21 protein-coding genes are annotated in these 22,806 nt (G+C 65.6%); 19 read left to right on the top strand and 2 right to left on the bottom strand.

Annotated elements, in window-relative coordinates:
- The first annotated feature begins 28 nt into the window (after nucleotides 1–28).
- From tsaB to HY019_RS11045, 3 genes are read left to right on the top strand one after another with little or no spacing between them, the layout of a single operon-like run.
- Nucleotides 29–808: a tRNA (adenosine(37)-N6)-threonylcarbamoyltransferase complex dimerization subunit type 1 TsaB gene (gene tsaB / locus HY019_RS11055; RefSeq protein ID WP_290691973.1), complete on the top strand. Its 780-nt coding sequence runs from the start codon at nucleotides 29–31 to the stop codon at nucleotides 806–808.
- Nucleotides 809–858: 50 nt separating this feature from the next.
- Entirely contained in the window at nucleotides 859–1,365 is a 507-nt protein-coding gene (gene rimI / locus HY019_RS11050; RefSeq protein ID WP_290691971.1) for a ribosomal protein S18-alanine N-acetyltransferase, read from the top strand.
- A complete protein-coding gene (locus tag HY019_RS11045) occupies nucleotides 1,352–2,269 on the top strand; it encodes a uracil-DNA glycosylase (protein ID WP_290691969.1) in 918 nt (305 codons plus the stop codon). The genes rimI and HY019_RS11045 overlap by 14 nt, the downstream gene beginning before the upstream one ends.
- A gap of 9 nt (nucleotides 2,270–2,278) precedes the next feature.
- On the opposite strand, the gene HY019_RS11040 is transcribed toward HY019_RS11045, so the two are convergent.
- Nucleotides 2,279–3,532, bottom strand: a complete 1,254-nt coding sequence (locus HY019_RS11040) for a magnesium transporter CorA family protein (RefSeq protein ID WP_290691967.1) — start codon at nucleotides 3,530–3,532, stop codon at nucleotides 2,279–2,281.
- Nucleotides 3,533–3,606: 74 nt separating this feature from the next.
- Complete coding sequence (gene hemB / locus HY019_RS11035) at nucleotides 3,607–4,608, bottom strand: porphobilinogen synthase (RefSeq protein ID WP_290691965.1); 1,002 nt, start codon at nucleotides 4,606–4,608, stop codon at nucleotides 3,607–3,609.
- Between the two features lie 289 nt (nucleotides 4,609–4,897).
- Between hemB and HY019_RS11030 the strand changes: the two genes are divergently transcribed.
- The 16 genes from HY019_RS11030 (at nucleotide 4,898) to HY019_RS10955 (ending at nucleotide 22,712) form a co-directional block, all read left to right on the top strand.
- On the top strand, nucleotides 4,898–5,344 hold the full coding sequence (locus HY019_RS11030; RefSeq protein ID WP_290691963.1) for a CopD family protein: 447 nt from the start codon (nucleotides 4,898–4,900) through the stop codon (nucleotides 5,342–5,344).
- Between the two features lie 15 nt (nucleotides 5,345–5,359).
- On the top strand, nucleotides 5,360–6,508 hold the full coding sequence (locus HY019_RS11025) for a VanZ family protein (protein WP_290691961.1): 1,149 nt from the start codon (nucleotides 5,360–5,362) through the stop codon (nucleotides 6,506–6,508).
- A gap of 17 nt (nucleotides 6,509–6,525) precedes the next feature.
- Nucleotides 6,526–6,852: a (2Fe-2S) ferredoxin domain-containing protein gene (locus HY019_RS11020; protein ID WP_290691959.1), complete on the top strand. Its 327-nt coding sequence runs from the start codon at nucleotides 6,526–6,528 to the stop codon at nucleotides 6,850–6,852.
- A gap of 22 nt (nucleotides 6,853–6,874) precedes the next feature.
- Nucleotides 6,875–7,540, top strand: a complete 666-nt coding sequence (locus HY019_RS11015; RefSeq protein WP_290691957.1) for an alpha/beta hydrolase — start codon at nucleotides 6,875–6,877, stop codon at nucleotides 7,538–7,540.
- Between the two features lie 343 nt (nucleotides 7,541–7,883).
- A complete protein-coding gene (locus tag HY019_RS11010; protein ID WP_290692036.1) occupies nucleotides 7,884–8,993 on the top strand; it encodes a D-alanyl-D-alanine carboxypeptidase family protein in 1,110 nt (369 codons plus the stop codon).
- Between the two features lie 39 nt (nucleotides 8,994–9,032).
- Entirely contained in the window at nucleotides 9,033–9,335 is a 303-nt protein-coding gene (locus tag HY019_RS11005) for a DUF493 family protein (protein ID WP_290691955.1), read from the top strand.
- Between the two features lie 145 nt (nucleotides 9,336–9,480).
- Complete coding sequence (gene yajC / locus HY019_RS11000) at nucleotides 9,481–9,804, top strand: preprotein translocase subunit YajC (RefSeq protein WP_290691953.1); 324 nt, start codon at nucleotides 9,481–9,483, stop codon at nucleotides 9,802–9,804.
- A gap of 38 nt (nucleotides 9,805–9,842) precedes the next feature.
- Entirely contained in the window at nucleotides 9,843–11,702 is a 1,860-nt protein-coding gene (gene secD / locus HY019_RS10995; RefSeq protein ID WP_290691951.1) for a protein translocase subunit SecD, read from the top strand.
- 15 nt (nucleotides 11,703–11,717) lie between these two features.
- Nucleotides 11,718–12,734 carry a protein translocase subunit SecF gene (gene secF, locus HY019_RS10990; RefSeq protein WP_290691949.1) on the top strand — a complete coding sequence of 339 codons (1,017 nt, stop codon included), beginning with the start codon at nucleotides 11,718–11,720 and terminating at the stop codon, nucleotides 12,732–12,734.
- 76 nt (nucleotides 12,735–12,810) lie between these two features.
- On the top strand, nucleotides 12,811–15,150 hold the full coding sequence (locus tag HY019_RS10985) for a DUF1631 family protein (RefSeq protein ID WP_290691947.1): 2,340 nt from the start codon (nucleotides 12,811–12,813) through the stop codon (nucleotides 15,148–15,150).
- A 183-nt stretch (nucleotides 15,151–15,333) separates the two neighbouring features.
- On the top strand, nucleotides 15,334–16,884 hold the full coding sequence (locus HY019_RS10980; protein ID WP_290691945.1) for a hypothetical protein: 1,551 nt from the start codon (nucleotides 15,334–15,336) through the stop codon (nucleotides 16,882–16,884).
- Nucleotides 16,881–17,576, top strand: coding sequence for a hypothetical protein (locus tag HY019_RS10975; RefSeq protein ID WP_290691943.1), 696 nt, complete (start codon nucleotides 16,881–16,883; stop codon nucleotides 17,574–17,576). The genes HY019_RS10980 and HY019_RS10975 overlap by 4 nt, the downstream gene beginning before the upstream one ends.
- On the top strand, nucleotides 17,573–18,061 hold the full coding sequence (locus HY019_RS10970; RefSeq protein WP_290691941.1) for a hypothetical protein: 489 nt from the start codon (nucleotides 17,573–17,575) through the stop codon (nucleotides 18,059–18,061). Before HY019_RS10975 ends, HY019_RS10970 begins: the two co-directional genes overlap by 4 nt.
- On the top strand, nucleotides 18,058–19,749 hold the full coding sequence (gene mshL / locus HY019_RS10965; RefSeq protein ID WP_290691939.1) for a pilus (MSHA type) biogenesis protein MshL: 1,692 nt from the start codon (nucleotides 18,058–18,060) through the stop codon (nucleotides 19,747–19,749). The genes HY019_RS10970 and mshL overlap by 4 nt, the downstream gene beginning before the upstream one ends.
- A gap of 12 nt (nucleotides 19,750–19,761) precedes the next feature.
- Nucleotides 19,762–21,471, top strand: a complete 1,710-nt coding sequence (locus tag HY019_RS10960; protein WP_290691937.1) for a GspE/PulE family protein — start codon at nucleotides 19,762–19,764, stop codon at nucleotides 21,469–21,471.
- Nucleotides 21,468–22,712, top strand: a complete 1,245-nt coding sequence (locus HY019_RS10955) for a type II secretion system F family protein (protein WP_290691935.1) — start codon at nucleotides 21,468–21,470, stop codon at nucleotides 22,710–22,712. The genes HY019_RS10960 and HY019_RS10955 overlap by 4 nt, the downstream gene beginning before the upstream one ends.
- Nucleotides 22,713–22,806: the final 94 nt, after the last annotated feature.

Here is a 22,806-nt window from a genome sequence, read left to right as displayed (position 1 = left end):
CGATCATAGAAGCCCTACACTCCCGCCCATGTCTTCGCCCGCTTCTGTTGCGCCCATCCTGATGGCGCTTGACACCGCCACCGACCGCATCCACGCCGCCCTGAGCGCGGGCGCCACGGTGCACGCACTGGATCTGCCCGGTGGCGCCCTGGCCTCCGCCAGCCTCCTGCCCGCACTCCAGGGCCTGTTGAGCCAGGCCGGCTACGCCTGGGCCGATGTGGACGCCATCGCCTTCGGGCGCGGCCCTGGCGCCTTCACCGGGCTGCGGACCACCTGCTCCGTCACCCAGGGCCTGGCCCTGGCCCTGGGCTGCCCCGTGATCGCGATCGACACCCTCATGGCCGTGGCCGAACACGCCCGCCTGGCCGCACCAGACGCGCTCGCTGCGGGCGAGGTGGTCTGGGTGCTGCAGGACGCCCGCATGGACGAGCTCTACGTGGGCGCCTTCCGCTGGGATGGTGCCCACTGGCAGGTCGAGCAGGCCGCGCAACTGTGGTCGCTGGACGAGCCCTTGCATCGCTGGGCGCCCGATGGCCTCATGCAGGCCGGTGTGCGCTGGGCAGGCAACGCTTTGCGCGCCTACCCCGACAAGCTGGCCGTTTTGCACCCTGCGCAATGGGTGGCACATGGCGAGCCTGCCGTGCCCGGTGGCCAGGCCCTGGCCGAGCTGGCGCAACGCGCCTGGCAACGCGGCGACACCCTGGATGCGGCCCTGGCCTTGCCCCTGTATGTGCGCGACAAAGTGGCCCAGACGACCGCCGAGCGCCAGGCCGCCAAGGCCACCCCCCAGGATGCCACCCGTGCATGACGGACGGCCCGTAGTTCGGGCATGATTCGGCCTTCGCCCCCACTCCTGACATGACGATCTTGCAGACCCGCTACGTTGACCGCCCCATGACCGAGGCCGACATCCCGGCCGTGATGGCCATGGAGCGCGAGGCCTGCCTGCATCCCGTTCACGCCTGGAGCGACGACAACTACCGCTCGTCCATGCGCGCCGGTTACTGGGCGCGCGTGCGTTGCGAGGCCGACTCTGGCCGCGTGGTGGCCGTGTGCGTGGCCATGGACGGCGTGGACGAAGTGCACCTGCTCAACATCGCGGTGGCGCGTGACCTGCATGGCCAGGGCGTGGCACGCGATTTCCTGTCGGTGCTGTACGCGCGCTGCCGCCAACGCCAGGCGCCCTTGCTCTGGCTGGAGGTGCGCCCCAGCAACGAGCCGGCCCGGGGGCTGTACCGCCGCGAAGGCTTCATCGAGGTGGGCGTGCGCAAGAACTACTACCCCGCCGCCCAGGGGCGTGAAGACGCCCTGGTCATGAAGCGCGACATCGACCTGCTCAACGGGGTGCGCCATGAGCTGGACTGAACGCCAGCGCGCCATGCTGCGCGAGATCGGCATCCCCCCGTTCTGGCCCGTCGAAGCCGAGCCCAGCGAGGCGCCGCCCGCGCAAGCCGCCGCGCCCCAGGCGGCCGATCCAGATCAGCCCATGCGCCGCATCGCCGCGGTGGCCGAAGAAGCGATCCAGCGTGCCGCGGGCTCGACAGGCCTGGCCGATGCCGGCGAGTTGCCCGTTCAGCCGAGCGCACGCCCGGCAGGGCCTGCAGGGCGCGCACCTGCCGCACCCGCCCGCACCTCCAGCGCCCCCAGCGCCAAACCCACCGAGGTGCCACTGGGCCCCCGCCCCGTGGGCGTCGAGACCATGGACTGGCCCGCCCTGCGCGACGCCGTGGCCTCTTGCCAGGCTTGCAGCCTGTGCCAGAGCCGCACCCAGGCCGTGTTCGGCGTCGGCAACGAGCAGGCGCAATGGATGATCGTGGGCGAAGCCCCCGGCGAGCAGGAAGACAAGCAAGGCGAGCCCTTCGTGGGCCGGGCCGGGCAGTTGCTCGACCGCATGCTGGCCGCCCTGGACCTCACCCGCGCCGAGGCCGAGGCCACCCGCCAGGTCTTCATCGCCAACGTGCTCAAGTGCCGCCCGCCGGCCAACCGCAATCCGCAGCCGCAGGAGGTCGCGCAATGCGAGCCTTATCTGCTGCGCCAGATCGCGCTGGTCCAGCCCAAGGTCATCCTGGCCATGGGGCGCTTTGCCGTGCAGTCCTTGCTCAAGTCCACCGAACCCATCGGCAAGTTGCGCGGCCGGGTGCATGAGGTGGCAGGCGTGCCGGTGATCGTCACCTATCACCCCGCCTATCTGCTGCGCAGCCCGGCCGACAAGGCATTGGCCTGGGATGACCTGTGCCTGGCGCGCGAGGTCATGCGCAACAAGGTTTAGTCACCCAGGCTAGTCACCCAGATAGCGCTGGCGGCGGAACCACCACACCAGGCCGAGGCCGACCAGAGCCATCAGCCCGCAGGCAATCCAGAAGCCGACGCGGGCATGGATCAGGGGCAGGGCATCAAAGTTCATGCCGAAGACGCCCGTGATCAGGTTCAGCGGCAGGAACACGGCAGTCAGCACGGTGAGCGTGCGCATGATGTCGTTGGTGCGGCTGCCCTGTGCCGAAAAGTGCATCTGCACGGCGCTTTCGGCCGAGCTTTCCAGCCGGCGCACATGGCCCAGCACCCGCTCGATGTGCTCCTGCACGTCCTTGGATCGCACCCGCAGCAGTTCACGCTCGCGCGCGGCCTGTGCCTCGGCGGGGATGGGCCACTCTTCCAGCGCATCGATCCATTCCTGCACGGCGCTGCGCTGGTCCTCGCAGGTGTCTTCCAGCATGTGCAGGGTGTTGCGCGAGTCCAGCAGGGCCTGCCAGTTGGTGAACTGGTTGCGGTTGCTCAGCAGCTCCTGCTGCAGGTAGCCGAACTGCTTGGTCAGCAGGCGGCGCAGGTCCAGGTAGCTGTCCACCATGTGGTTGACGATGCGCAGCATCAGGTCGGCCGGGTTGGGCGGCAGGCGGGAGGTGCTACCCCGGCCTTCGTGACGCGGCACCTGGGCGTTGTCCAGGCCGTGATCGTGCACGGGTGGCAGCACGTTGTCATCGGTTTGCGCGTCGGCGTTGCCGGAACCGGCTTGCGCGGCCTCGCTGGCATAGCTGGGGCCTTGCGCCAGCACGCTCACGTCCTGCGCGTCGTGGCGGGGCGGGTGCGGGATCATCTGGCTCAGGCGCGCCTCGAAGAAGTCGCGCACCGAGCAATCGGCCGGGTGCACCGTCAGCAGGACGCGGTCGAACAGGGCAAAGCCCACGGGGCTGGTGTCGATGGCCGCCATGGCCTGGCGCGCGCTGGATGCGGTGCCACGTTCCTCGTCCAGGAACAGGCGCTCGGTGCCGTGGCCGGCGGCCAGGCGGCGGAACACCAGCAGGTCGTACCACGAGGTGTAGTCGTACTGCGAGGGCAGTTGCGGGTTGAGCAGGTCGGAGATGTGCAGGTCCACCAGCGTGCCGCCGGCCAGGCGATGCAGGTGCTGCTGCACCTGGGGCAATTGCACTTCAAAAACGCGCCGGCTGGTCGTCACCCACAGAAAGCCTTGGGCCGGCAGGGCCTTGGGCCAGTCCGTCAGTTCGGTGAAGTTGTCGTTGATCAGGAAAAAGCGCACTACCGGCTCCCGGGTCTCCACCCGAGAGCTTATGCGATTTGCCGGGGCTTTCCGGCGAGGGTTCAGCCGCGCGATCAGCCGCGGAGTTTCTCGGCGGCGTCCAGTGCAAAGTAGGTCAGCACGCCATCGGCGCCGGCGCGCTTGAAGGCCAGCAGCGCCTCCATCATGGTGGCGTCGTGGTCCAGCCAGCCGTTCTGGGCGGCCGCCTTGATCATGGCGTACTCGCCACTGACCTGGTAGGCAAACGTGGGCACCTTGAACTCGTCCTTGACGCGGCGCACGATGTCCAGGTAGGGCATGCCGGGCTTGACCATGACCATGTCGGCGCCCTCGGCGATGTCCATGGCCACCTCGCGCAGGGCCTCGTCGCTGTTGGCCGGGTCCATCTGGTAGACCTTCTTGTTGCTCTTGCCCAGGTTGGCCGCCGAGCCCACGGCGTCACGGAAGGGGCCGTAGAAGGCACTGGCGTACTTGGCGCTGTAGGCCATGATGCGGGTGTGGATCAGGCCTTGCGATTCGAAGGCGTTGCGGATGGCACCGATGCGGCCGTCCATCATGTCGCTGGGGGCGACGATGTCCACACCGGCTTCGGCCTGCACCAGGGCCTGGCGGGTCAGCACGGCCACGGTCTCGTCATTGAGGATGTAGCCCGTGTCATCCAGCAGGCCGTCCTGGCCGTGGCTGGTGAACGGGTCCAGGGCGACGTCGGTCATCACGCCGAGTTCAGGGAAGCGCTTCTTCAACTCGCGCACGGTGCGCGGCACCAGGCCTTCGGGGTTCAGGGCTTCCTGCCCGTCCGGGGTCTTCAGGCTGCTGTCGATCACCGGGAACAGGGCGAGCACGGGCACCCCCAGTTCCACACAACGCTCGGCCGCCGCGAAAAGGGGGCCACGGCCCAAACGGGCTACGCCAGGCATGGATTGCACGGGCTGCGAGCCGTCGTCCTGGTCCAACAAAAACACCGGGTAGATCAGGTCGGCGGATGTGAGTGTGTGCTCTCTTACCAGGCGACGAGTGAACTCATCTTTGCGCAGGCGACGGGGGCGATGGTGGGGGAAATGCTGCGAAAAGTTCATTTTGGTCGGACGTTAAAAATCTGTGAAGGAATGCAAAGCGCGCAAAAAAACACGTCCGAAAAGGGTTTTTCCGGACATGGCTTAGAGACATGCCACCCGATCCCATCTATAATTGTTCCTGAATGATACGCCGCAAGGCCTTCATTCCCTGCTTTTCCTCCCTGAGCAGGTGCCTTACCGTGATGACAGCGTTAAGGCTTGAAAGCCCCGGCTCGCGCCGGGGCTCTTTTTTTTCTACCGAGGCATTTGGTAACCCGGGCCGGTGCAGGCTGCTGTTCATAATCCCACCATGAGCAACGCCTATCTCTGGGTCAAGGCCCTGCACATCATCTTCGTGGCCAGCTGGTTTGCCGGCTTGTTCTACCTGCCTCGCCTGTTTGTCAACCTGGCCATGGTGCCATCCGACAGCCACGCCGAGCGCGAGCGCCTGCTGCTCATGGCCCGCAAGCTCTACCGCTTCAGCAGCCTGCTGATGGTGCCGGCGCTGGTCTTCGGTCTCGTGCTGTGGCTGTACTTTGGCATGGGCAAGGGCGGCGGGCAAATCTGGCTGCACCTCAAGTTGATCCTCGTCATAGGCGTCGTGGGCTATCACCACGTTTGCCGCAAGATCCTGCGCGATTTCGAGTCCCTGGCCAACCGCCGCAGCCACCGCTGGTTCCGCGTGTTCAACGAGGTGTCGGTGCTGCTGTTTGCCACGATCGTGTGCCTGGTGGTGCTCAAGCCGGCGATCTCCTGACGCGGGTCTTGACGCATGTCCGTGCACCGCAGCTCCGCATGGCCCCTGACCTGGGTGGCGGCGGCCCTGATCGTGTATGCCTCGCTGTTTCCCTGGAGCGGTTGGCGCTGGCCTGAGAGCCAGGTGTTCCACTGGTTGCTGCCCAAGCTGGGTTTCGAGGTGGCCAACGACCTGGTCGCCAACATCCTGGGTTACCTGCCCTTCGGCCTGATCATGGGCATTGCGCACCTGCGCAGCGGCAGAGGCCCCCTGGCCGCGGCCGTGCTCACGGTGCTGGCCGGCTCGGCCGTGTCCTACCTGGTGGAGTTGACCCAGTACACGCTGCCGGCGCGCGTGCCCTCCATCACCGACTGGATGCTCAACACCCTGGGCATGGCCTGGGGGGCGCTGGCGGCTTTGACCCTCAGTGCCCTGGGCCTGGTCGAGCTGTGGCACCGCCTGCGCGAGCGCTGGTTCATTCCCCAGGCTGGCCATGGCCTGGCCTTGCTGTCCATGTGGCCCCTGGGGCTGCTGTTTCCCACGCCCTGGCCGCTGGGGCAGGGCCAGTTGTTGCCGCGTGTGCGCATCACCCTGGTGGAGTGGACGCAGGACACGCCCCTGCAAGCCTGGATCTTGCCCGCTGACCCGCTGACCATGTGGGCGTCGTTCCACTCCGCGGTGGTGTCATCCAGCTGGTTGCCCGTGGTGGAAACACTGGCCACCACCACCGGCCTGCTGGTGCCCATGTGCGTGGCCTGTGCGGTGGCGCGGCCACGGTCGCTGCGGCTGGCCTTGATGTCGGTGCTGGTGCTGCTGGGCATGGGGGTGACGGCCTTGTCGGCGGGCCTCAATTTCGGGCCGACCCACGCGTTCAGCTGGTTGACCTTGCCTTCTGCGATCGGGATGTTGCTGGGCGCGTTCGGCGGCGCCGTGCTGGTGGGCTGCTCTCGACGCACTTGTGCGGTGCTGGGGGTGCTGATGGTGCTGTCCTTGATCGGGCTCATCCATCTGGCCCCGATGGACCCTTACTATGCGCAAACACTTCAGGAATGGGAGAACGGGCGCTTCATCCGTTTCCATGGCCTGTCGCGCTGGATGGGCATCTTGTGGCCTTATGTGGCCCTGGTCTGGCTGATCGGGCGCCTGGCGGGCCGAGAAACCCATCATCCCGATGCCCTCGAGTGAACACCTAAAATGCCCCCATGAGCTATTACCAGCGCCACATCTTCTTCTGCCTGAACCAGCGCATCAATGGTGAGGCCTCCTGCGGCGACCATGCGGCCAAGGAAGGTTTCGATCACTGCAAACGCCGCATCGCCGACGCCGGCCAGAGCGGGCCGGGCAAGGTGCGCGTCAACAAGGCGGGCTGCCTGGACCGCTGTGCCGGTGGCCCCGTGGCCGTGGTCTACCCCGAAGGCACCTGGTACACCTTCGTGGACAAGGCCGACATCGACGAGATCGTGGACAGCCACCTGATCAAGGGCGAAGTGGTCGAGCGCCTGGTGTTGCCGCCAGACGTGGGCCGTTGAGTTAGCGCGGCCATCTAGAACCATGCTTGGACGCCCCACCTCCAGCACCATCGACGGGCCAGCCGGCCTGATCGAGGTGGTGGTTGAAGACCCTCAGACCCCACCCATCGGCCTGGCCGTGATCGCGCATCCACACCCCTTGATGGGCGGCACGATGGACAACAAGGTGGTCCACACCCTGGTGCGCGCTTTTGTGCTGGCCGGCTGGCGGGCCGTGCGCTTCAACTTCCGGGGCGTCGGCCAGTCCGAATCCAGCTGGGACGAAGGGCGCGGCGAGACCGTGGACATGATGGCCGTGCTGGGCCATTTCCAGGCCGATCCGGACGTGCGTGGCCTGCCCGTGGCGCTGGCCGGCTTCTCATTTGGGGGCTATGTGGCCGCGCAGGTCTACACCCGCCTGGCGCAGGCTGCCGCCAACCAGCCCGCCATCCAGGTGCCCGCGCAGCTGGTGCTGATCAGCCCCGCCGTGTCGCGCTTCGAGGTGCCGCAGGTGCCTGCGCACACCCTGGTGGTGGAAGGCGAGCAGGACGATGTCGTGCCGCTGGGCAGCATCCTGGACTGGGCGCGCCCGCAGGCGATGCCGGTCACGGTGATCCCGGGGACCGGGCACTTCTACCATGGGCAGTTGACGCGGCTGCGCGAGGTGGTGCTGCGGCACTTGCAGGCCGCCGCGCCTGAAACCGTCTGACCCTGTTCACACCTGCAGCCTCTGTGCGACCGGTGCCGTCCGGAGTTTTTTTGCAGACGCCCAGGCCTGCTGGCCTTGCATTTCCGGTCGCAGGCACCCATATCGACGCATACCTCTACCCAACGCTTTCATGACCCACGCCCTGAAGTCCTGCTTTGCTTCGATCACCTCGCCACGCGCCGTCCTGTGCGGCCTGGCGCTGCTGGCGGGCTTGATGCTGGGCGCCTTGCCTGCGCAGGCCGCGGCAGCCGGCAAGGCCGCGCCCATTGGTTCCAGCACCAACACCACCACTACCAACGCCGCGCCGGCCCCCGCCCCCGCCCCAGCGCCCGTGGCGTCCGGCATGTTTTCCCAGCCCACCGTGGCCATGCCCCTGCCGCCTGAAATCGCCGCGCGCGCCTTCATCCTGCAGGACATGGGCTCGCGCCAGACGCTGGCGGCCCGCAATGCCGACACCCCAGTCGAGCCGGCCTCGTTGACCAAGCTGATGAGCGCCTACCTGGTTTTCCAGGCGCTGCAAAACGGCAAGCTCAGCGCCACCAAGGAGCTGGCCATCTCGGACCGCGCCTGGCGTACTGGCATGAGCGGCGCCTCGCGCTCGTTCATGGACGTCAACAGCCGCGTCAAGGTGGATGACCTGATCAAGGGCATGGTGGTGCAAAACGGCAATGACGCCACCGTGGCGCTGGCCGAAGGCGTGGCCGGCTCGGTCGAGGCCTTTGTCGAGATGATGAACCGCCAGGCCCAGGTGTTCGGTCTGAAGGCCACCCACTTCGCCAACCCCGAGGGTCTGAGCGCCCGCGGGCACGTCAGCACGGCGCGCGAGTTGTCGCTCATCGCCGCGCGCCTGATCACCGATTACCCCCAGGCACTGGCCTATTTCAGTTTGAAAGAGTTCAGCTACAACGGCTACCGGCAGCTCAGCCGCAACCTGCTGCTGCACCGTGACCCGACGGTCGATGGGCTGATGACCGGTTACACCGAAGCCGCCGGCTACGGCCTGGTCGCCACGGCGCACCGCACAGCCCAGGGCAGCGAGCGGCGCCTGATCAGCGTGGTGCTGGGCGCCGTCTCGCCTGAAACCCGTGCCAACGAGAGCCAGAAACTGCTCAACTGGGGCTACAGTGCGTTTGATGTGGTCAAGTTGTTCGACGCCAACCAGAGCGTGGCCACCGCCCGGGTCTGGAAGGGCCAGTCCAGCACGGTGCGCCTGGGTGCCACCCACCCCGTGCTGGTGGTGGTGCCACGCGGCCAGGGCCGCACCGTTCAGACCAGTTTGACGCGCAATGACCCCCTGATGGCGCCCTTGACCCTGGGGCAGACCGTGGGCACCTTGACGATCACCCTGGGCAGCCAGCCCTGGCAGACGCTGCCCTTGCAGGCCCTGGAGCCTGTCCCCAGCGCAGGCTGGTTGGGCCGCATGTGGGATGCCGTTCGCCTGGGCATCCAGTAAGTCGTTTCGCACCGGATTTTGTAGAAGAAGGAGGCCGACATGAGTCAGCCAGATCACACCCCCGCCAACCCGTACATCCCGCCCGAGCAGTCGCTCATTGAATACCCCTGTGCTTTCCCGATCAAGGTGATGGGCGCGCACCAGGAAACCTTCGTGGATGCCGTGGTCGCCATCGTGCGCGAGCACGACCCGGCTTTTGACGCCAGCACCATCCAGCGCCGCCCCAGCAGCAGTGGCAATTACCTGGGCCTGACCATCACGGTCACGGCCACCAGCCGCACCCAGCTGGACAACATCTACCGCGGCCTGACCGCCCACCCGCTGGTCAAGTACGTGCTGTAAACCTTGCTGGCCGCTGCTGTAGCGGCCAGCGGTAAGCACCCGGGTGAGATGTCACGCCCGCGGCATACAATCGATCGGTTTTGGCCGGCGCGCCCGTCACTCTGTCGAGTGAGGTGCCTCGGCCCTTTGTTTGAAGGATATTGCCGTGTTTATTTCCGAAGCCTATGCCCAGGCCGCTGCCCCCGCCGCTGGTGCGCAGGGTGGTTTGATGAGCTTTCTGCCCCTGGTCCTCATGTTCGTGGTCCTGTACTTCGTCATGATCCGCCCGCAGATGAAGCGCCAGAAAGAGACCAAGTCCATGCTCGACGCCCTGGCCAAGGGCGATGAAGTGGTCACGCAAGGTGGCGTGATCGGCAAGATCACCAAGATCGGTGAAACCTTTGTCAGCGTGGAAGTGGCCAATGGCGTGGAGCTGCAACTGCAGCGCGTGGCCATTGTTCAGGTCCTGCCCAAGGGCACCTACAAGTAAACAAGAAGACCGACACGCCGTCGCCTCTAGAGGACCTCATGAACCGCTATTCCTGGTGGAAATACCTGATCATCGCCGTGGCCTTGTTCATCGGCTTGATCTACACCCTGCCCAACTTCTTCGGTGAAGCGCCGGCCGTGCAGCTCTCCAGTGGCAAGGCCACGGTCAAGCTCAATACCGAGGCGGTGGACAAGGTCAAGGCGGCGCTCACGCAGGGCGGTTTGTCGGCTGACTTCGTCGAATTCGACGGCAGCTCGGTGCGTGCCCGTTTCAATGACACGGACACCCAGCTCAAGGCCCGCGACATCATCACGCGCGCCTTCAACCCCGATGCCACCGACCCGCATTACATCGTGGCGCTGAACCTGCTGTCGCGCTCGCCCTCGTGGCTGCGTGCCCTGCATGCCCAGCCCATGTACCTCGGCCTGGACCTGCGCGGTGGCGTGCACTTCCTGATGCAGGTGGACATGAAGGCGGCGCTCACGCAAAAGCTCGAAAGCATCACCGGCGACATGCGCTCGCTGTTGCGCGACAAGGACATCCGCCACAGCGGCATCCGCCGTGACGGCCAGTCCGTCATCGTGCGCTTGCGTGACGAGGCCGGTCGCAAGGCCGCCCGCCCCGTGCTGAACGATGGTCTGCTCGACCTGGTCTGGACCGATGGCACCGACGAGTCCGGCGACCTGACCCTGGTCGGCAAGCTGACCCCCAAGTCCGAGCGCGCCATCCAGGATCAGGCCATCAAGCAGAACATCACCACCCTGCACAACCGGATCAACGAACTGGGCGTGGCCGAGCCGGTGATCCAGCAGCAGGGCGCGGACCGCGTCGTGGTGCAGTTGCCCGGCGTGCAGGACACCGCCAAGGCCAAGGACATCATCGGCCGCACCGCCACACTGGAAGTGCGCATGGTCGATGACAGCACCGAGGCGCAAGCCGCGCTGAGTGGCGCGGGGGCCGTGCCCTTCGGCGACGAGCGTTATCTGGAGCGTGGCGGCCTGCCCGTCATCGTCAAGCGCCAGGTCATCCTGACGGGTGACAACCTGACCGATGCGCAAGCCGGTTTCGACGAGAACCACGAAGCCGCCGTGCACCTGACGCTGGACGCCCGTGGCGCGCGCATCTTCCGTGACATCACCCGCGAAAACGTGGGCAAGCGCATGGCCATCCTCTTGTTCGAGAAGGGCAAGGGCGAGGTCGTGACGGCCCCCGTGATCCGTGGCGAAATCGGTGGTGGCCGCGTGCAGATCTCCGGCCGCATGAGCACCGAAGAAGCCAATGACACCGCGTTGCTGCTGCGCGCCGGTTCGCTGGCTGCGCCCATGGAGATCATCGAAGAGCGCACCGTCGGCCCCAGCCTGGGTGCCGAGAACATCGCCCAAGGCTTCAACAGCCTGATCTACGGCTTTGCCGCGATCACGGTGTTCATGGTCTTTTACTACATGCTGTTCGGTGTGTTCTCGACCATCGCGCTGTCGGTCAACCTGCTGCTGCTGGTGGCCGTGCTGTCCATGCTGCAAGCCACGCTGACGCTGCCGGGTATCGCCGCCATCGCCCTGACCCTGGGCATGGCCATTGACTCGAACGTGCTGATCAACGAGCGCGTGCGCGAAGAGTTGCGCAACGGCTCGGCGCCGCAGTCGGCGATCGCGGCCGGTTACGAGCATGCCTGGGCCACGATTCTGGACTCCAACGTGACCACGCTGATCGCAGGCCTGTCCCTGCTGGCCTTCGGCTCCGGCCCGGTCAAGGGCTTTGCCGTGGTGCACTGCCTGGGCATCCTGACGTCGATGTTCTCCGCCGTGTTCTTCTCGCGCGGTCTGGTCAACCTCTGGTATGGCCGTCAAAAGAAGCTCAAGAGCGTGTCCATCGGGCAGGTCTGGAAAGCTCAGGAATAAGAGGGAGCACACAACATGGAATTCTTCCGCATCAAGCGCGACATCCCCTTCATGCGCCACGCGTTGATCTTCAACGCGATCTCGTTCCTGACCTTTGCGGCCGCCGTCTTCTTCCTGGTGACGCGTGGCCTGCATCTGTCCATCGAGTTCACCGGCGGTTCGCTGATCGAGGTGCAGTACGCTCAGAGCGCCGACCTGGTCAAGGTGCGCACCGCCATCGACAAGCTCAACTACGGCGAGGTGCAGGTCCAGAACTTCGGCTCATCGCGTGATGTGCTGATCCGCCTGCCTCTGCGCGGCGGCATGAAGCAAGGCGAAGTGGTCAACAAGGTCTTCGGTGCGCTGTGTGCGGCCGAGGGTGGCCAGGTCACCACGCAGGACGCCGACAAGGGCCCCGCCCAGGTCTGCCAGGCCGGTGCCGCCAAGCCCGTGAACCTGCAACGCAGTGAATTCGTCGGCCCGCAGGTCGGTGACGAACTGGCCCATGACGGCGCCCTGGCGCTGGGCGTGACGGTGCTGGGCATCATGATCTACCTGGCCATGCGCTTCGAGTGGAAGTTCTCGGTCGCGGCCATCATCGCCAACCTGCACGACGTCATCATCATCCTGGGCTTCTTCGCCTTTTTCCAGTGGGAGTTCTCGCTCTCGGTGCTGGCGGCGGTGCTGGCGGTGCTGGGCTACTCGGTGAACGAATCGGTGGTGATCTTCGACCGGATCCGTGAAACCTTCCGCCGCATGCGCAAGCTCAGCACGCCCGAGGTGATCGACCACGCCATCACCAGCACCATGAGCCGCACGATCATCACCCACGGCTGTACCGAAATGATGGTGCTGGCCATGCTGATCTTCGGCGGCCCGACGCTGCACTACTTTGCCCTGGCGTTGACCATCGGCATCCTGTTCGGCATCTACTCCTCGGTCTTCGTGGCCGCGGCCATCGCGATGTGGCTGGGCGTTAAACGCGATGATCTGATTAAAACGGGTAAAAAAGACCTCGATCCCAACGATCCGCACGCTGGCGCGGTGGTGTAGAGTCTTTGGCAGTATTGAATCAATCCAGCTTGGCCGGGAAGGCTGTCACCCGGTCGGCTGAACTACTGCCACATCCATGACTGTTGGTTCACACCGAGCGCTGGCGCTGACGGCCCGCGTCTGCTTTCTGGAGTCTCTGGCCAAAGGCGTTGGTGCCCTGGTGCAGGCGTCGCTGGAGGGCGCTCGGATGCTGTCCATGCAGTCGGCCGAGGCCACGTTGCGCCAGCGCCGCCAGGACGTGGTGCTGGACCTGCCCCGCGCCACGGCCACATGGCAGGCCGAAATCGACAAACGCATCCACGACGCCCTGCGCGATCTGCGCACCGGGCGCCCGGTCAGCTTGCGGCCGCTTGGCAACGGCGAGCCCAAGATCGACATCCCCCTGAGCCTGGTTGACGACAGCGAGATGGACCGCGACCTCACGGCCTCGCGCCTGTCGCAAGCCGTGTCGGACCTGACGGGCCAGGAGTACACCGACCTCAACGCGCGCCTGCAGGCCGTGGGTGGACAGGTGGACACCGCCAATGGCCAGGTGGATGTGCTGGCGCCCCAGTGGCTGGCCAAAGGTGTGGTCGAGGGTTGGCTGGCGGCTGGCATGACGATCGCGCACTGGGCGACCTTGCAGACGGTGTTGCAAAACGAGGTGTCGCACTGGGCCCAGGAGGCCTACCACCACGCCAACCGGGTGCTGCTGGACCACGGGGTGCGGCCTGAAATCGACCTGCGCCCCTTCATCAAACGCACACGTGACAGTGGCCAGGCTCGCGCAACCGCGCCTGGTGGCTTGGGCGCGCCCATCCAGAGCCCAGGTGTAGCCAACAGGCCCGGGGCGGCACGCGCCCCCGCGGCGCCGGCTGGCAACAGCGGTCTGCAGCCTCTGGGGCAGGCCTACGACGAGACCCACATGCTGACCGAGACCCCGGGCATGCGCGCCTCCGCGCAGCAGCAGGTGGTGCTCAGCAAGCTCAACCAGGTGGTGTCTCGCCAGGTGCCGGGGTTTGCGCCAACCGCGCCCGTGCAGGCGCCCGTGGCGCTCAGCCCCTCGCTGGGGCAGGCCATTGCGGCGGTGGACCAGGTGGTGCGCCACCATGTGGACAGCCAGCAGGGCTTGCCCACCGGCACTCCGGCGGCCTTGTTGCAGGAGTTGCAGCACAGCAAGCAGGCGCTGAAGCAGGCTGCCTCCACCCCGGTGGAGCGCGCCACGATCGAGATCGTGGCCTTGTTGTTCCAGTCCATCCTGCAGGAAGAGCGGCTGCCCGCCAGCATCCGCGTGTGGTTTGCCCGCCTGCAGATGCCCGTGTTGCGCGTGGCCGTTGGTGAACCCGACTTTTTCGCCACCACCAGCCACCCCGCGCGCGTGCTGATCGACCGCATGGGCGCCTGCGTGATGGGTTTTGTGTCTGGCGCGCAAGAGCACGACGACGCCTTGCACCGCGAAATCAAGCGCATCGTGCAGGTGGTGGAGGCCTATCCCGATACCGGCCGGCGCGTGTTCCAGACGGTGCTGACCGAGTTCGAGCGCTTTCTGGAGAGCTATTTCCGCGAGCACAACGAGGCCAGCCGCAAGGGGGTTTCGCTGGCGCAGCAGGTCGAGCAGCGTGAGACTTACGCCATCCAGTACACCATCGAGCTGCGCAAGATGCTCGACGGCGTGCCCGTGCACGAAGGCGTGCGCGAGTTCCTGTTCAAGGTCTGGGCCGACGTGCTGGCGCACAACGCCGTGCAGACCAGCCAGTCCAGCGATGAAACCCGCGCCCTCAAGAAGGCGGCGGCCGATTTGATCTGGTCGGCCAGTGCCAAGACCTCGCGTGAAGAGCGTGCCGACGTGCTGATGCGCCTGCCACCCTTGCTGAAAACCGTGCGTGAAGGCATGGCCCGCTCCGGCGTGGCCGTCGACAAGCAGGACGAACACATCCAGTCGCTCAACACGGCCCTGGCGGCGGCCTTCTCGGCCCGCTCGGCGGCCTTGTCGGCGGCGCACCTGAAGGCGGTCACCGACCGCCTGGAGTCCCTTTCCGACGTGTTGCCCGATATCGGTGACATCGAGCTGGATGAGCAGACATTGCGTGACTTGTCTGGACATGAGAGTGATAACCTGGAGATCGTGGCAGAAGGCGGCACGATGCCGACGCCCGCCATGCTGGGTTGGGCCCGTGATCTGCAGGTCGGTGCCTGGTTCAAGCTGGACTACCGCGGGCAGACCGAATCGGTCCAGCTGGCCTGGCAGGGGCTGCAAAAGCAGCTGATCCTGTTTGTGTCGCCCAATGGCCGCGGCGTGCTGTTCCAGTTGCACCGCCTGGCTGCCTTCCTGCAGGCCGGCTTGCTCGTGCCGGTCGAGGACGAGCCGCTGACCACCCGGGCCACGCGCGAGGCGCTGGCCAAGCTCGACGCCGACCCTGCGCGCCTGCTGAGCTGAGCGGGTTCGTTCCTCGGAACCAGCTTCCGAGAAATACGACACGAACCCGCCTTTATTCCTTCCACTTGGTGGAATCCCTTCTGTCAGCATTCCGATGTAAGAGTCTCGGAGTGCGGAATGCTTTTTCGACGCCAGTCACATGATGGTTCGCAATGGGTCACCACGATCCAGGAGGGATCGGCCGTGCACGCTGCGCAAGTGGTGTACACCCCCGAGGGGCGGCCGTGCGTGAACTGGCTGTGGCAGGGCGAGGCCGAAGGCGTCGGCGCCGGCCTGCGCGCCCTGCAGGCCGCCAAGCGGCTGCGGGGCTGCTCGCTGGTGGGCGTGCTCAGCCGCCAGCACTACCGCATGCTCGCCACCGACACGCCCGATGTGCCGCAAGCGGATTGGCGCGACGCCATGCGCTGGCACCTCAAGGAGCAGGTCGACTTCCCGGTTGAAGATGCCGTGCTGGACGTGCTGGGGGTGCCCCAAAGCACCTTGCGCAGCAACAGCGCCGTGATGAGCTTTCTGGTGCCCCGCGTGGACTACACGACGGTGGAGCTGGCCGCCGACGACCTGGGCCTGAGCTGGACCGCGCTGGATGTGCCTGAAACGGCCCTGCGCAACCTGTGTGGGCTGGCCGAAGACGGCGAGAAGGCCCACGCGCTGATGGTGTTTGGCGAGACGCACGGCATGTTGGTCATCACGCTCAAAGGCGAGTTGCTGATGGCGCGCCACATCGAGGTGACGCTGTCTGCCGTGACGGGCGATGACGAAACGCGTGGTGCGGCGCTCAGCCGGGCTGCGCTGGAAATCCTGCGCACGGTCGACACCTTCGAGCGCATGCACAGCCAGGTCCATCTCTCGGCCATGACGGTGGCCTTGCCGCCGGGCTGCGGCGAGGGCGCGCTGGAGATGCTCTCCGAGCTGATTTACGTGCCTTTGACCGCACTGGATCTGCGCCTGTGGTTCGACCTGGACCAGCTGGGCGAGCGGGCGGACATCGTGGCGCAAAGCCCCAACTTCAGCGAGCTGTGTGTGCTGGGTGCTGCGCTGAGGGCGCATCCCAATTTTGCCGAACGGATGCAGCTGCAACTGCTGGACCCCAACAGCGTGCTGGGCCAGGCCCCGCCGTGGGGTGCCTTGTTGGGCGTGCGCGTGGCCGCAGGCGTGTTGGGCCTGGGGCTGGTGACGGGGCTGGGGCTGCGGGCAGCTGCGAGCACCCTCAACATGCGTGCTGCGGGCATCGAGCAGGAAATCAATGTCTTGCGCATGGCCGCTGCGGCGAACCCCGCTTCGCCGACGGTGAAAGAGCTGGAGAGCCTGCGTCAGAAGGAAGCCCAGCAGCGCCAGGTGCAGGATGCCCTGCAAGGCAGCATGATCTGGGCCTCGCAAGGCTACTCGGACTACCTGATGGCCTTGGGCCGTCAGACCTATCCGGGCGTGTGGATCACAGGCTTGAGCGTGTTTGGCGATGGCAGCGACATCGTGTTGACGGGGCGAACCGTCAACGTGTCCGCCCTGCCCAACTACCTGCAGAAGCTGGGGGTTGAAGAGCGTTTCAAGGGGCGTCGTTTTGCCCAGCTTGAAATGAACGCCATGGAGGCTGGCGGCGGCATGACGGATGGCGTCGTGCAGTTCACCCTCAAGGGCATCCGCAAGGACCAGGGCGATACGACCACACGCGAAGCCGCGCTGCGGGCCGTGCGTCGGGTTGCCGAGGAAGCGAACAAAGAGGCGCACGGGAAATGACAGCACTGTTTCGCTCCATGGTGCCCTTGATCCAGACGCGCTGGCGGCAGGGCCGTCGCTTGTTTGATGCGCGCCTGCTCAACGAGCGCCGCCTGATCATCGTGGCGGTGGTGGCCATGATCTGGTTCTTGCTCGATTCGGTCTTGATGACCCCTTCGTTCCGCCAGTTCAACGAGGCCAGCAAACGCAGCAAGGCGGCCAATATGGACCGCGATGCACTGGTGCTCGAGACCCAGCGCCGCAAGCAGGACATGGCCCTCAAGGAGGCCGAGGCCAAGCAGGAGATCACGCGCATCAAGGAGCGCATCGAGCGCAGCAAGCAGGCCCTGGCCCAACAGCAGGCCATGTTGATTTCGGCGCGCGAGATGCGCAGCCTGCTGGAAGGCTTGCTGGTTCAGAACGGGCGCCTGCAGTTGGTGAACATGCGAACCTTGCCGCCCGAAGACGTGAAGTTTGCGCCCGTGCCAGGCGTGGCCCTGTCCCAATCGATGTTGTACCGACAGAGCATGGAAGTGGCGGTGTCGGGCAGTTTCATTGAAGTCCTGACCTGGCTGCGCAGTGTGGAGGCTTTGCCCCGCAAGCTGTTGTGGGACAACCTGACCCTCAAGACCAACGACATCGGGACGGTGATCTTGACGCTGCAGGTTCACACCTTTAGCCCTGATCGGGATGCCCTGGAGATCTCGCCATGAGACACCCTGCGCGCGGCTGCGTGAATGTGTTGCTGGGGCTGATGGCCCTGCTGCCCTTGGCGGCGGTCTCCGGTGAGCCGGATCTGCGTGGCGTGGGGGACCCGACCAAGCCGCCACCCGGCGTGTTGGCCCGTCAGTTTGGCGGCGGCGGTGCGTCTGCCGATGATGCCGCTGCGGCAGCGGCGGCAGTAGCGGCCGCCTCCGCGGCAAGTGCAGCGGCCGCCGAGGCGGCTGCCGAGGCCAAGGCACTGGCCCTTACCGGGATCCGCATCAATCTGGGCAATGGTGAGGGCGTCGCTGTGGTGGGCGATGAGGTCGTCAAGGTGGGTGACAAGGTGCGCGGCATGACCGTCGTGTCCATCACGCATGACACCGTGGAACTCAAGGGCCCGGCAGGTGCCCGGCGGCTGAAGCTGCCAGACGTGATCGATCAAAGCAGGGCGCCGGCCCGTGCCGCCAAGCGCGGACGAAAGGACAAGAAATGAAGTCATTGCACACAATCCAGCGCGCCTTGGTTTTGGGCTTGAGCATGGCCGGTTGGGGGAGCACCTATGCCGCCAATATGGATGACCAGGCTGGAGGTGCTGACTCGTTTGCGCTGGCGGGCCGCATGAGCACCAGCCTGAGCCTGCGCCAGATGCAATCGGAGTTGCAGGCGCGGCCGCCCGCTGGAGGCGTACCCAGCACACGCCCTGGCGAGACCCGTTTCGACATCGCGGTGCGCAATGCGCCGGCCGCCCAGGTCTTCGCGCAGATTGGCTCAGGCAGCAACTACAACATGCTGGTGCCGCCCGATCTGTCTGGCGCGATCAGCCTGACCTTGAGGAACACGACCATGCACGAAGCGCTGGACACCCTGCGCGAGATGTATGGCTACGACTACCGCATCACGGGCAACCGCGTGTTCATCTCCTCGAACACGGTTCAGACGCGCCTTTACCGCATCAACTACCTGCCTGGGCGCCGCGTGGGCTCGTCCGAGCTGAGCATCTCTTCGGCGGCGCAGGCCAATGCCTCAGGAGCCAATGCGGGCAGCGGCTCGACAACAGGCACAAGCACGACCCCTGGTGCATCGGGCTCTGGCGGTAACAGCCTGACCTCATCGGTGCGCACGACCTCGGATGCCGATTTCTGGAAGGATGTGAGCGATTCGCTGACCTCGATGATCGGCAGCAAGGATGGCCGCAGCGTGACGATGAACCCCGGTGCCGGCGTGATCCTGGTGCGGGCGACGCCGGCAGAATTGCGCCAGGTCACGGAGTACCTGCGTGCTGTGCAGGTCACCATCGAGCGCCAGGTCATGCTGGAAGCCAAGATCGTCGAGGTGCAGTTGTCCAAGGGCTCGGAGACGGGCATCAACTGGGGCGCCTTCCGCTCGCAAGGCATTGACGGCCATGCCGGCCTGATCAACATGGCGCCCGGCACCACCTTGACCAGTACCTTGCTGAGCAACAGCAATGTGTCGGTCACACCGGGCACCGGCGTGAGCTCCTCGGCCGCGGGCAAGGGCTTCTATGGCCTGGCCATCCAGACGCCCAACTTTGCCGCCTTGCTGTCCTTCCTGGAAACGCAGGGCAATGTGCAGGTGCTCTCCAGCCCTCGCATTGCCGCGCTCAACAACCAGAAGGCCGTGCTGAAGGTGGGCAGCGACGACACCTTTGTGACCTCGGTGACCAACAACGTCACGACCTCGGGCAACGGCAACACCGTGAACTCGCCGACGGTGGGCACCAAGACCTATTTCAGCGGCATCTCGCTGGACGTCACCCCTCAGATCGACGACACCGGCACGGTGATGTTGCATGTGCACCCGGCCATCAGCGTGGCCACCACCAAGAACCTGTCGCTGACACTGGGCGATGCGGGCACATACCAGGTGCCCGGTGTGGCGATTTCAATCAACGAGACCGACAGCATGGTGCGCGTGCGCGATGGCCAGATCGTGGCCATCGGTGGCCTGATGCAGCAGTCGGGCAGCAACAGCACAGCGGGCTTGCCGGTCTTGAGCGACGCCCCTGTGGTGGGCAACCTGTTTCGCTACAAGTCCAGCAGCAACGTCAAGCGCGAGCTGGTCATCCTGATCAAGCCCACCGTGATCACGGATGACAACCCCGGCGCAAGCCCGGTCGTGCCCGCGACGCCGCTGCTTGATCAGGAAACCGCGTCCAACTAAAGGGGCAGCACCATGTCACGCCCACAGAAATTCAGGCTGGGGGACTTGCTTGTCCAGGACAAGCTGGTCACCGAAGAGCAGTTGAACCAGGCCCTGGGGGAGCAGCGCGGCAGTGGCCGCAAGCTCGGCCAGGTGCTGGTTGACCACGGCTGGATCACCGAAGCCCAGATCGCCAAGGCCGTGGCGCGCCAGTTGCGCGCGCCCTATATCGACCTGGCGCATTTCCCTTTGCGGCCCGAGCTGGCGCAGTTGCTGCCCGAGGCCCATGCCCGACGCATGCACGCCATCGTGCTGGACGACCCCCCCAGCGGCCTGATGGTGGGCATGGCCGACCCGACCGACATCTACGCGTTCGACGAGATCGGCCGCCTGCTCAAGCGCAGCATCGACCTGGCCGTCATCACCGAGACGCACCTCAACGCCGCGCTGGACCGTGTCTACCACAGCACCGAAGAGATCGAAGGCCTGGCGCGTGAGCTGACCACCGAGCTGGCCGGCACGGAGTCTGACCTGGGCGACCTGCTGGGCGTGGACTCGACCAGCAATGAAGACGCGCCCGTGGTGCGCCTGCTGTACTCGGTGTTCGAGCAGGCGCTGCGCCTGCGCGCGTCCGACATCCACATCGAGCCGCAGGAAAAGCAGCTGCGCATCCGTTTTCGCATCGACGGTGTGCTGCATGTGCAGACCGAAGCCGATGCCAAGATCTCCAGCGCGGTGGCGCTTCGCCTGAAGCTGATGTCGGGCCTGGACATCTCGGAGAAACGCCTGCCGCAGGACGGCCGCTTTGCCGTGCGCCTCAAGGACGGCACGGTGGACATCCGTATCTCGACGATGCCGGCGCAGTACGGCGAATCCGTGGTGATGCGTTTGCTCAGTCAGAGCTCGGGCATGCTGGATCTGGACAAGATGAAGATGCCGCAGCCGATGCTGGCTGCGCTGCGTCGCGCCATCGACAAGCCCAGCGGCATGATCCTGGTCACCGGCCCGACCGGTAGCGGCAAGACCACGACCCTGTATGGCGCGCTCAATGCCTTGAACAGCACCGAGCGCAAGATCATCACCGTGGAAGACCCGGTGGAATACCGCCTGCCCGGCCTGAACCAGGTGCAGGTGATGGAGAAGATCGACCTGGGCTTTGACCGCGTGCTGCGCGCCGCCTTGCGTCAGGACCCGGACGTCATCCTGGTGGGCGAAATCCGCGACAAGGCCACGGCCGAGATCGGCCTGCGTGCGGCCATGACCGGCCACCTGGTCTTGTCCACCTTGCACACCAATGACGCGGCCTCGACGCCCGCCCGCCTGATCGACATGGGCGTGCCACGCTGGATGGTGGCGCTCTCGCTGCAGCTGGTGGTGGCGCAGCGCCTGGTGCGCACCTTGTGCCAGGCCTGTGCCGTGTCGCATGAGCCGACGCCTCAGGAGCACACCTGGCTGCGCAGCCTGCTGGGCGCGGAGGCCGACAACGCCACCTACAAGTTTGGCAAGGGTTGCCCCGACTGCAACCACTCGGGCTTCAAAGGCCGCTCCGGTGTGTACGAGTTCCTGGAAATGAACCTGGGCCTGATCGATGCGCTCAACCACCCTGAGCCAGGCGTGTTCGCCAAGGCCGCGCGCACGCACATGGCCGGGCACACCTTGCGCCGCGACGCGGCCAGGCTGGTGGTGCAGGGTCGCACCACGGTCGATGAAGCCATGCGTGTCAGTGCCGAGGTCGACGAATGAGTCGGTTCAACTATGTGGCCAAGGGGCCGCACGGCACGATACAGGGCACGCAGGACGCGGCATCAGCCTCGTCGCTGGCCAGTGACCTTCAGGCCAAAGGCCTGGTGCCGCTCAAGATCACGCCAGACGGCCCTGTTACCGCAAGCAATGCGGGCAGCGCCGCCAGCGGGGCCATGGCCACGCCGGAGTTCATGAAGCCCAAGATCTTGCCCATGGACGTGATGATGTTTGCCAAGCAGCTCTACACGCTGTTCAAGGCAGGCGTGCCGATCCTGCGGGCCTTGGCGGGCCTGCAGGAAACCACGCAGAACCCCACGCTCAAGGATGTGCTGCTGGACCTGCGCCGCAACCTGGAAGGCGGGGTCGAGCTGTCGGCCTGCATGGCCCAGCACCCCAAGGTGTTCGATGGTTTTTTCGTGGCCATGGTCAAGGTGGGCGAGGCGTCTGGCCGCCTGGAAGAGATTTTCCTGCGGCTGTCCGAGCACATTGGTTTCGAGCTCTTCATGCGCCAGCAGGTGAAGTCGGCCACGCGCTACCCCAGCTTCGTGGTCATGGCCATGGTGGGCGCCCTGGGTGTGATCAACATCATGGTGATCCCGGCCTTTGCCAACGTGTTCAAGTCGCTGGGGTCTGAATTGCCCCTGCCCACCAAGATCCTGGTGGCGACCTCCAATTTCACGATCCAGCACGGCTGGACCATCCTGGGGCTTTTCGTGGCGAGCTTCTTTGGCTGGCGCTACTGGAGCAAGACGCCGGAAGGCAAGCTGGTCTGGGATCGGCTGGTGCTGCGCATGCCCGTGGTGGGCAACATCGTCACCAAGGCTGCGCTGGCGCGTTTCACCCGGGCCTTTGCCCTGTCCTTGAAAAGCGGGGTGCCCCTGGAGCGGGCGCTGATTGGTGTGGCGCAAACGGCAGACAACGCCTATTTGACGCAGCAGATCGATCAGATGCGCGACCACATCATGCGCGGCGAGACCCTGGCCCGTGCGGCTGCCAGCACCGGCATCTTCACGCCCATGGTGCTGCAGATGATCGCCATTGGTGAAGAAACCGGCATGGTCGACGAGTTGCTTGAAGAGGTCGGCGAGCTCTACACCGAAGAGGTGCAGTACTCGCTCAAGACCCTGTCGCAGCAGATCGAGCCCATCCTGATCGTGTTCATGGGCGGCCTGGTCCTGATTCTGGCGCTGGGCGTGTTCCTGCCGATGTGGAACCTGGGCAGCGCGGCCATGAAGCACTGATCAAGGAGCCAGAGCATGCTCAATTCGCGTGAAATGGTGCACAAATGATCGATACATTGTTTTGTCATCAGCCCACAGGCGCCAGACAAACCAT

Source organism: Aquabacterium sp. (assembly GCF_016195855.1).
GTDB lineage: Bacteria > Pseudomonadota > Gammaproteobacteria > Burkholderiales > Burkholderiaceae_C > Aquabacterium.
Note: the sequence above shows the minus strand (reverse complement) of the source record. Positions and strands in the feature narration are given on the sequence as shown.

Bases quoted from the DNA above. Each gene is read 5' to 3' on its own strand.
- tsaB (WP_290691973.1), top strand. From the start codon at position 29: ATGTCTTCGCCCGCTTCTGTTGCGCCCATCCTGATGGCGCTTGACACC.
- rimI (WP_290691971.1), top strand. From the start codon at position 859: ATGACGATCTTGCAGACCCGCTACGTTGACCGCCCCATGACCGAGGCC.
- HY019_RS11045 (WP_290691969.1), top strand. From the start codon at position 1,352: ATGAGCTGGACTGAACGCCAGCGCGCCATGCTGCGCGAGATCGGCATC.
- hemB (WP_290691965.1), bottom strand. From the start codon at position 4,608: ATGAACTTTTCGCAGCATTTCCCCCACCATCGCCCCCGTCGCCTGCGC.
- HY019_RS11030 (WP_290691963.1), top strand. From the start codon at position 4,898: ATGAGCAACGCCTATCTCTGGGTCAAGGCCCTGCACATCATCTTCGTG.
- HY019_RS11025 (WP_290691961.1), top strand. From the start codon at position 5,360: ATGTCCGTGCACCGCAGCTCCGCATGGCCCCTGACCTGGGTGGCGGCG.
- HY019_RS11020 (WP_290691959.1), top strand. From the start codon at position 6,526: ATGAGCTATTACCAGCGCCACATCTTCTTCTGCCTGAACCAGCGCATC.
- HY019_RS11015 (WP_290691957.1), top strand. From the start codon at position 6,875: ATGCTTGGACGCCCCACCTCCAGCACCATCGACGGGCCAGCCGGCCTG.
- HY019_RS11010 (WP_290692036.1), top strand. From the start codon at position 7,884: ATGTTTTCCCAGCCCACCGTGGCCATGCCCCTGCCGCCTGAAATCGCC.
- HY019_RS11005 (WP_290691955.1), top strand. From the start codon at position 9,033: ATGAGTCAGCCAGATCACACCCCCGCCAACCCGTACATCCCGCCCGAG.
- secD (WP_290691951.1), top strand. From the start codon at position 9,843: ATGAACCGCTATTCCTGGTGGAAATACCTGATCATCGCCGTGGCCTTG.
- secF (WP_290691949.1), top strand. From the start codon at position 11,718: ATGGAATTCTTCCGCATCAAGCGCGACATCCCCTTCATGCGCCACGCG.
- HY019_RS10985 (WP_290691947.1), top strand. From the start codon at position 12,811: ATGACTGTTGGTTCACACCGAGCGCTGGCGCTGACGGCCCGCGTCTGC.
- HY019_RS10975 (WP_290691943.1), top strand. From the start codon at position 16,881: ATGACAGCACTGTTTCGCTCCATGGTGCCCTTGATCCAGACGCGCTGG.
- HY019_RS10970 (WP_290691941.1), top strand. From the start codon at position 17,573: ATGAGACACCCTGCGCGCGGCTGCGTGAATGTGTTGCTGGGGCTGATG.
- mshL (WP_290691939.1), top strand. From the start codon at position 18,058: ATGAAGTCATTGCACACAATCCAGCGCGCCTTGGTTTTGGGCTTGAGC.
- HY019_RS10960 (WP_290691937.1), top strand. From the start codon at position 19,762: ATGTCACGCCCACAGAAATTCAGGCTGGGGGACTTGCTTGTCCAGGAC.
- HY019_RS10955 (WP_290691935.1), top strand. From the start codon at position 21,468: ATGAGTCGGTTCAACTATGTGGCCAAGGGGCCGCACGGCACGATACAG.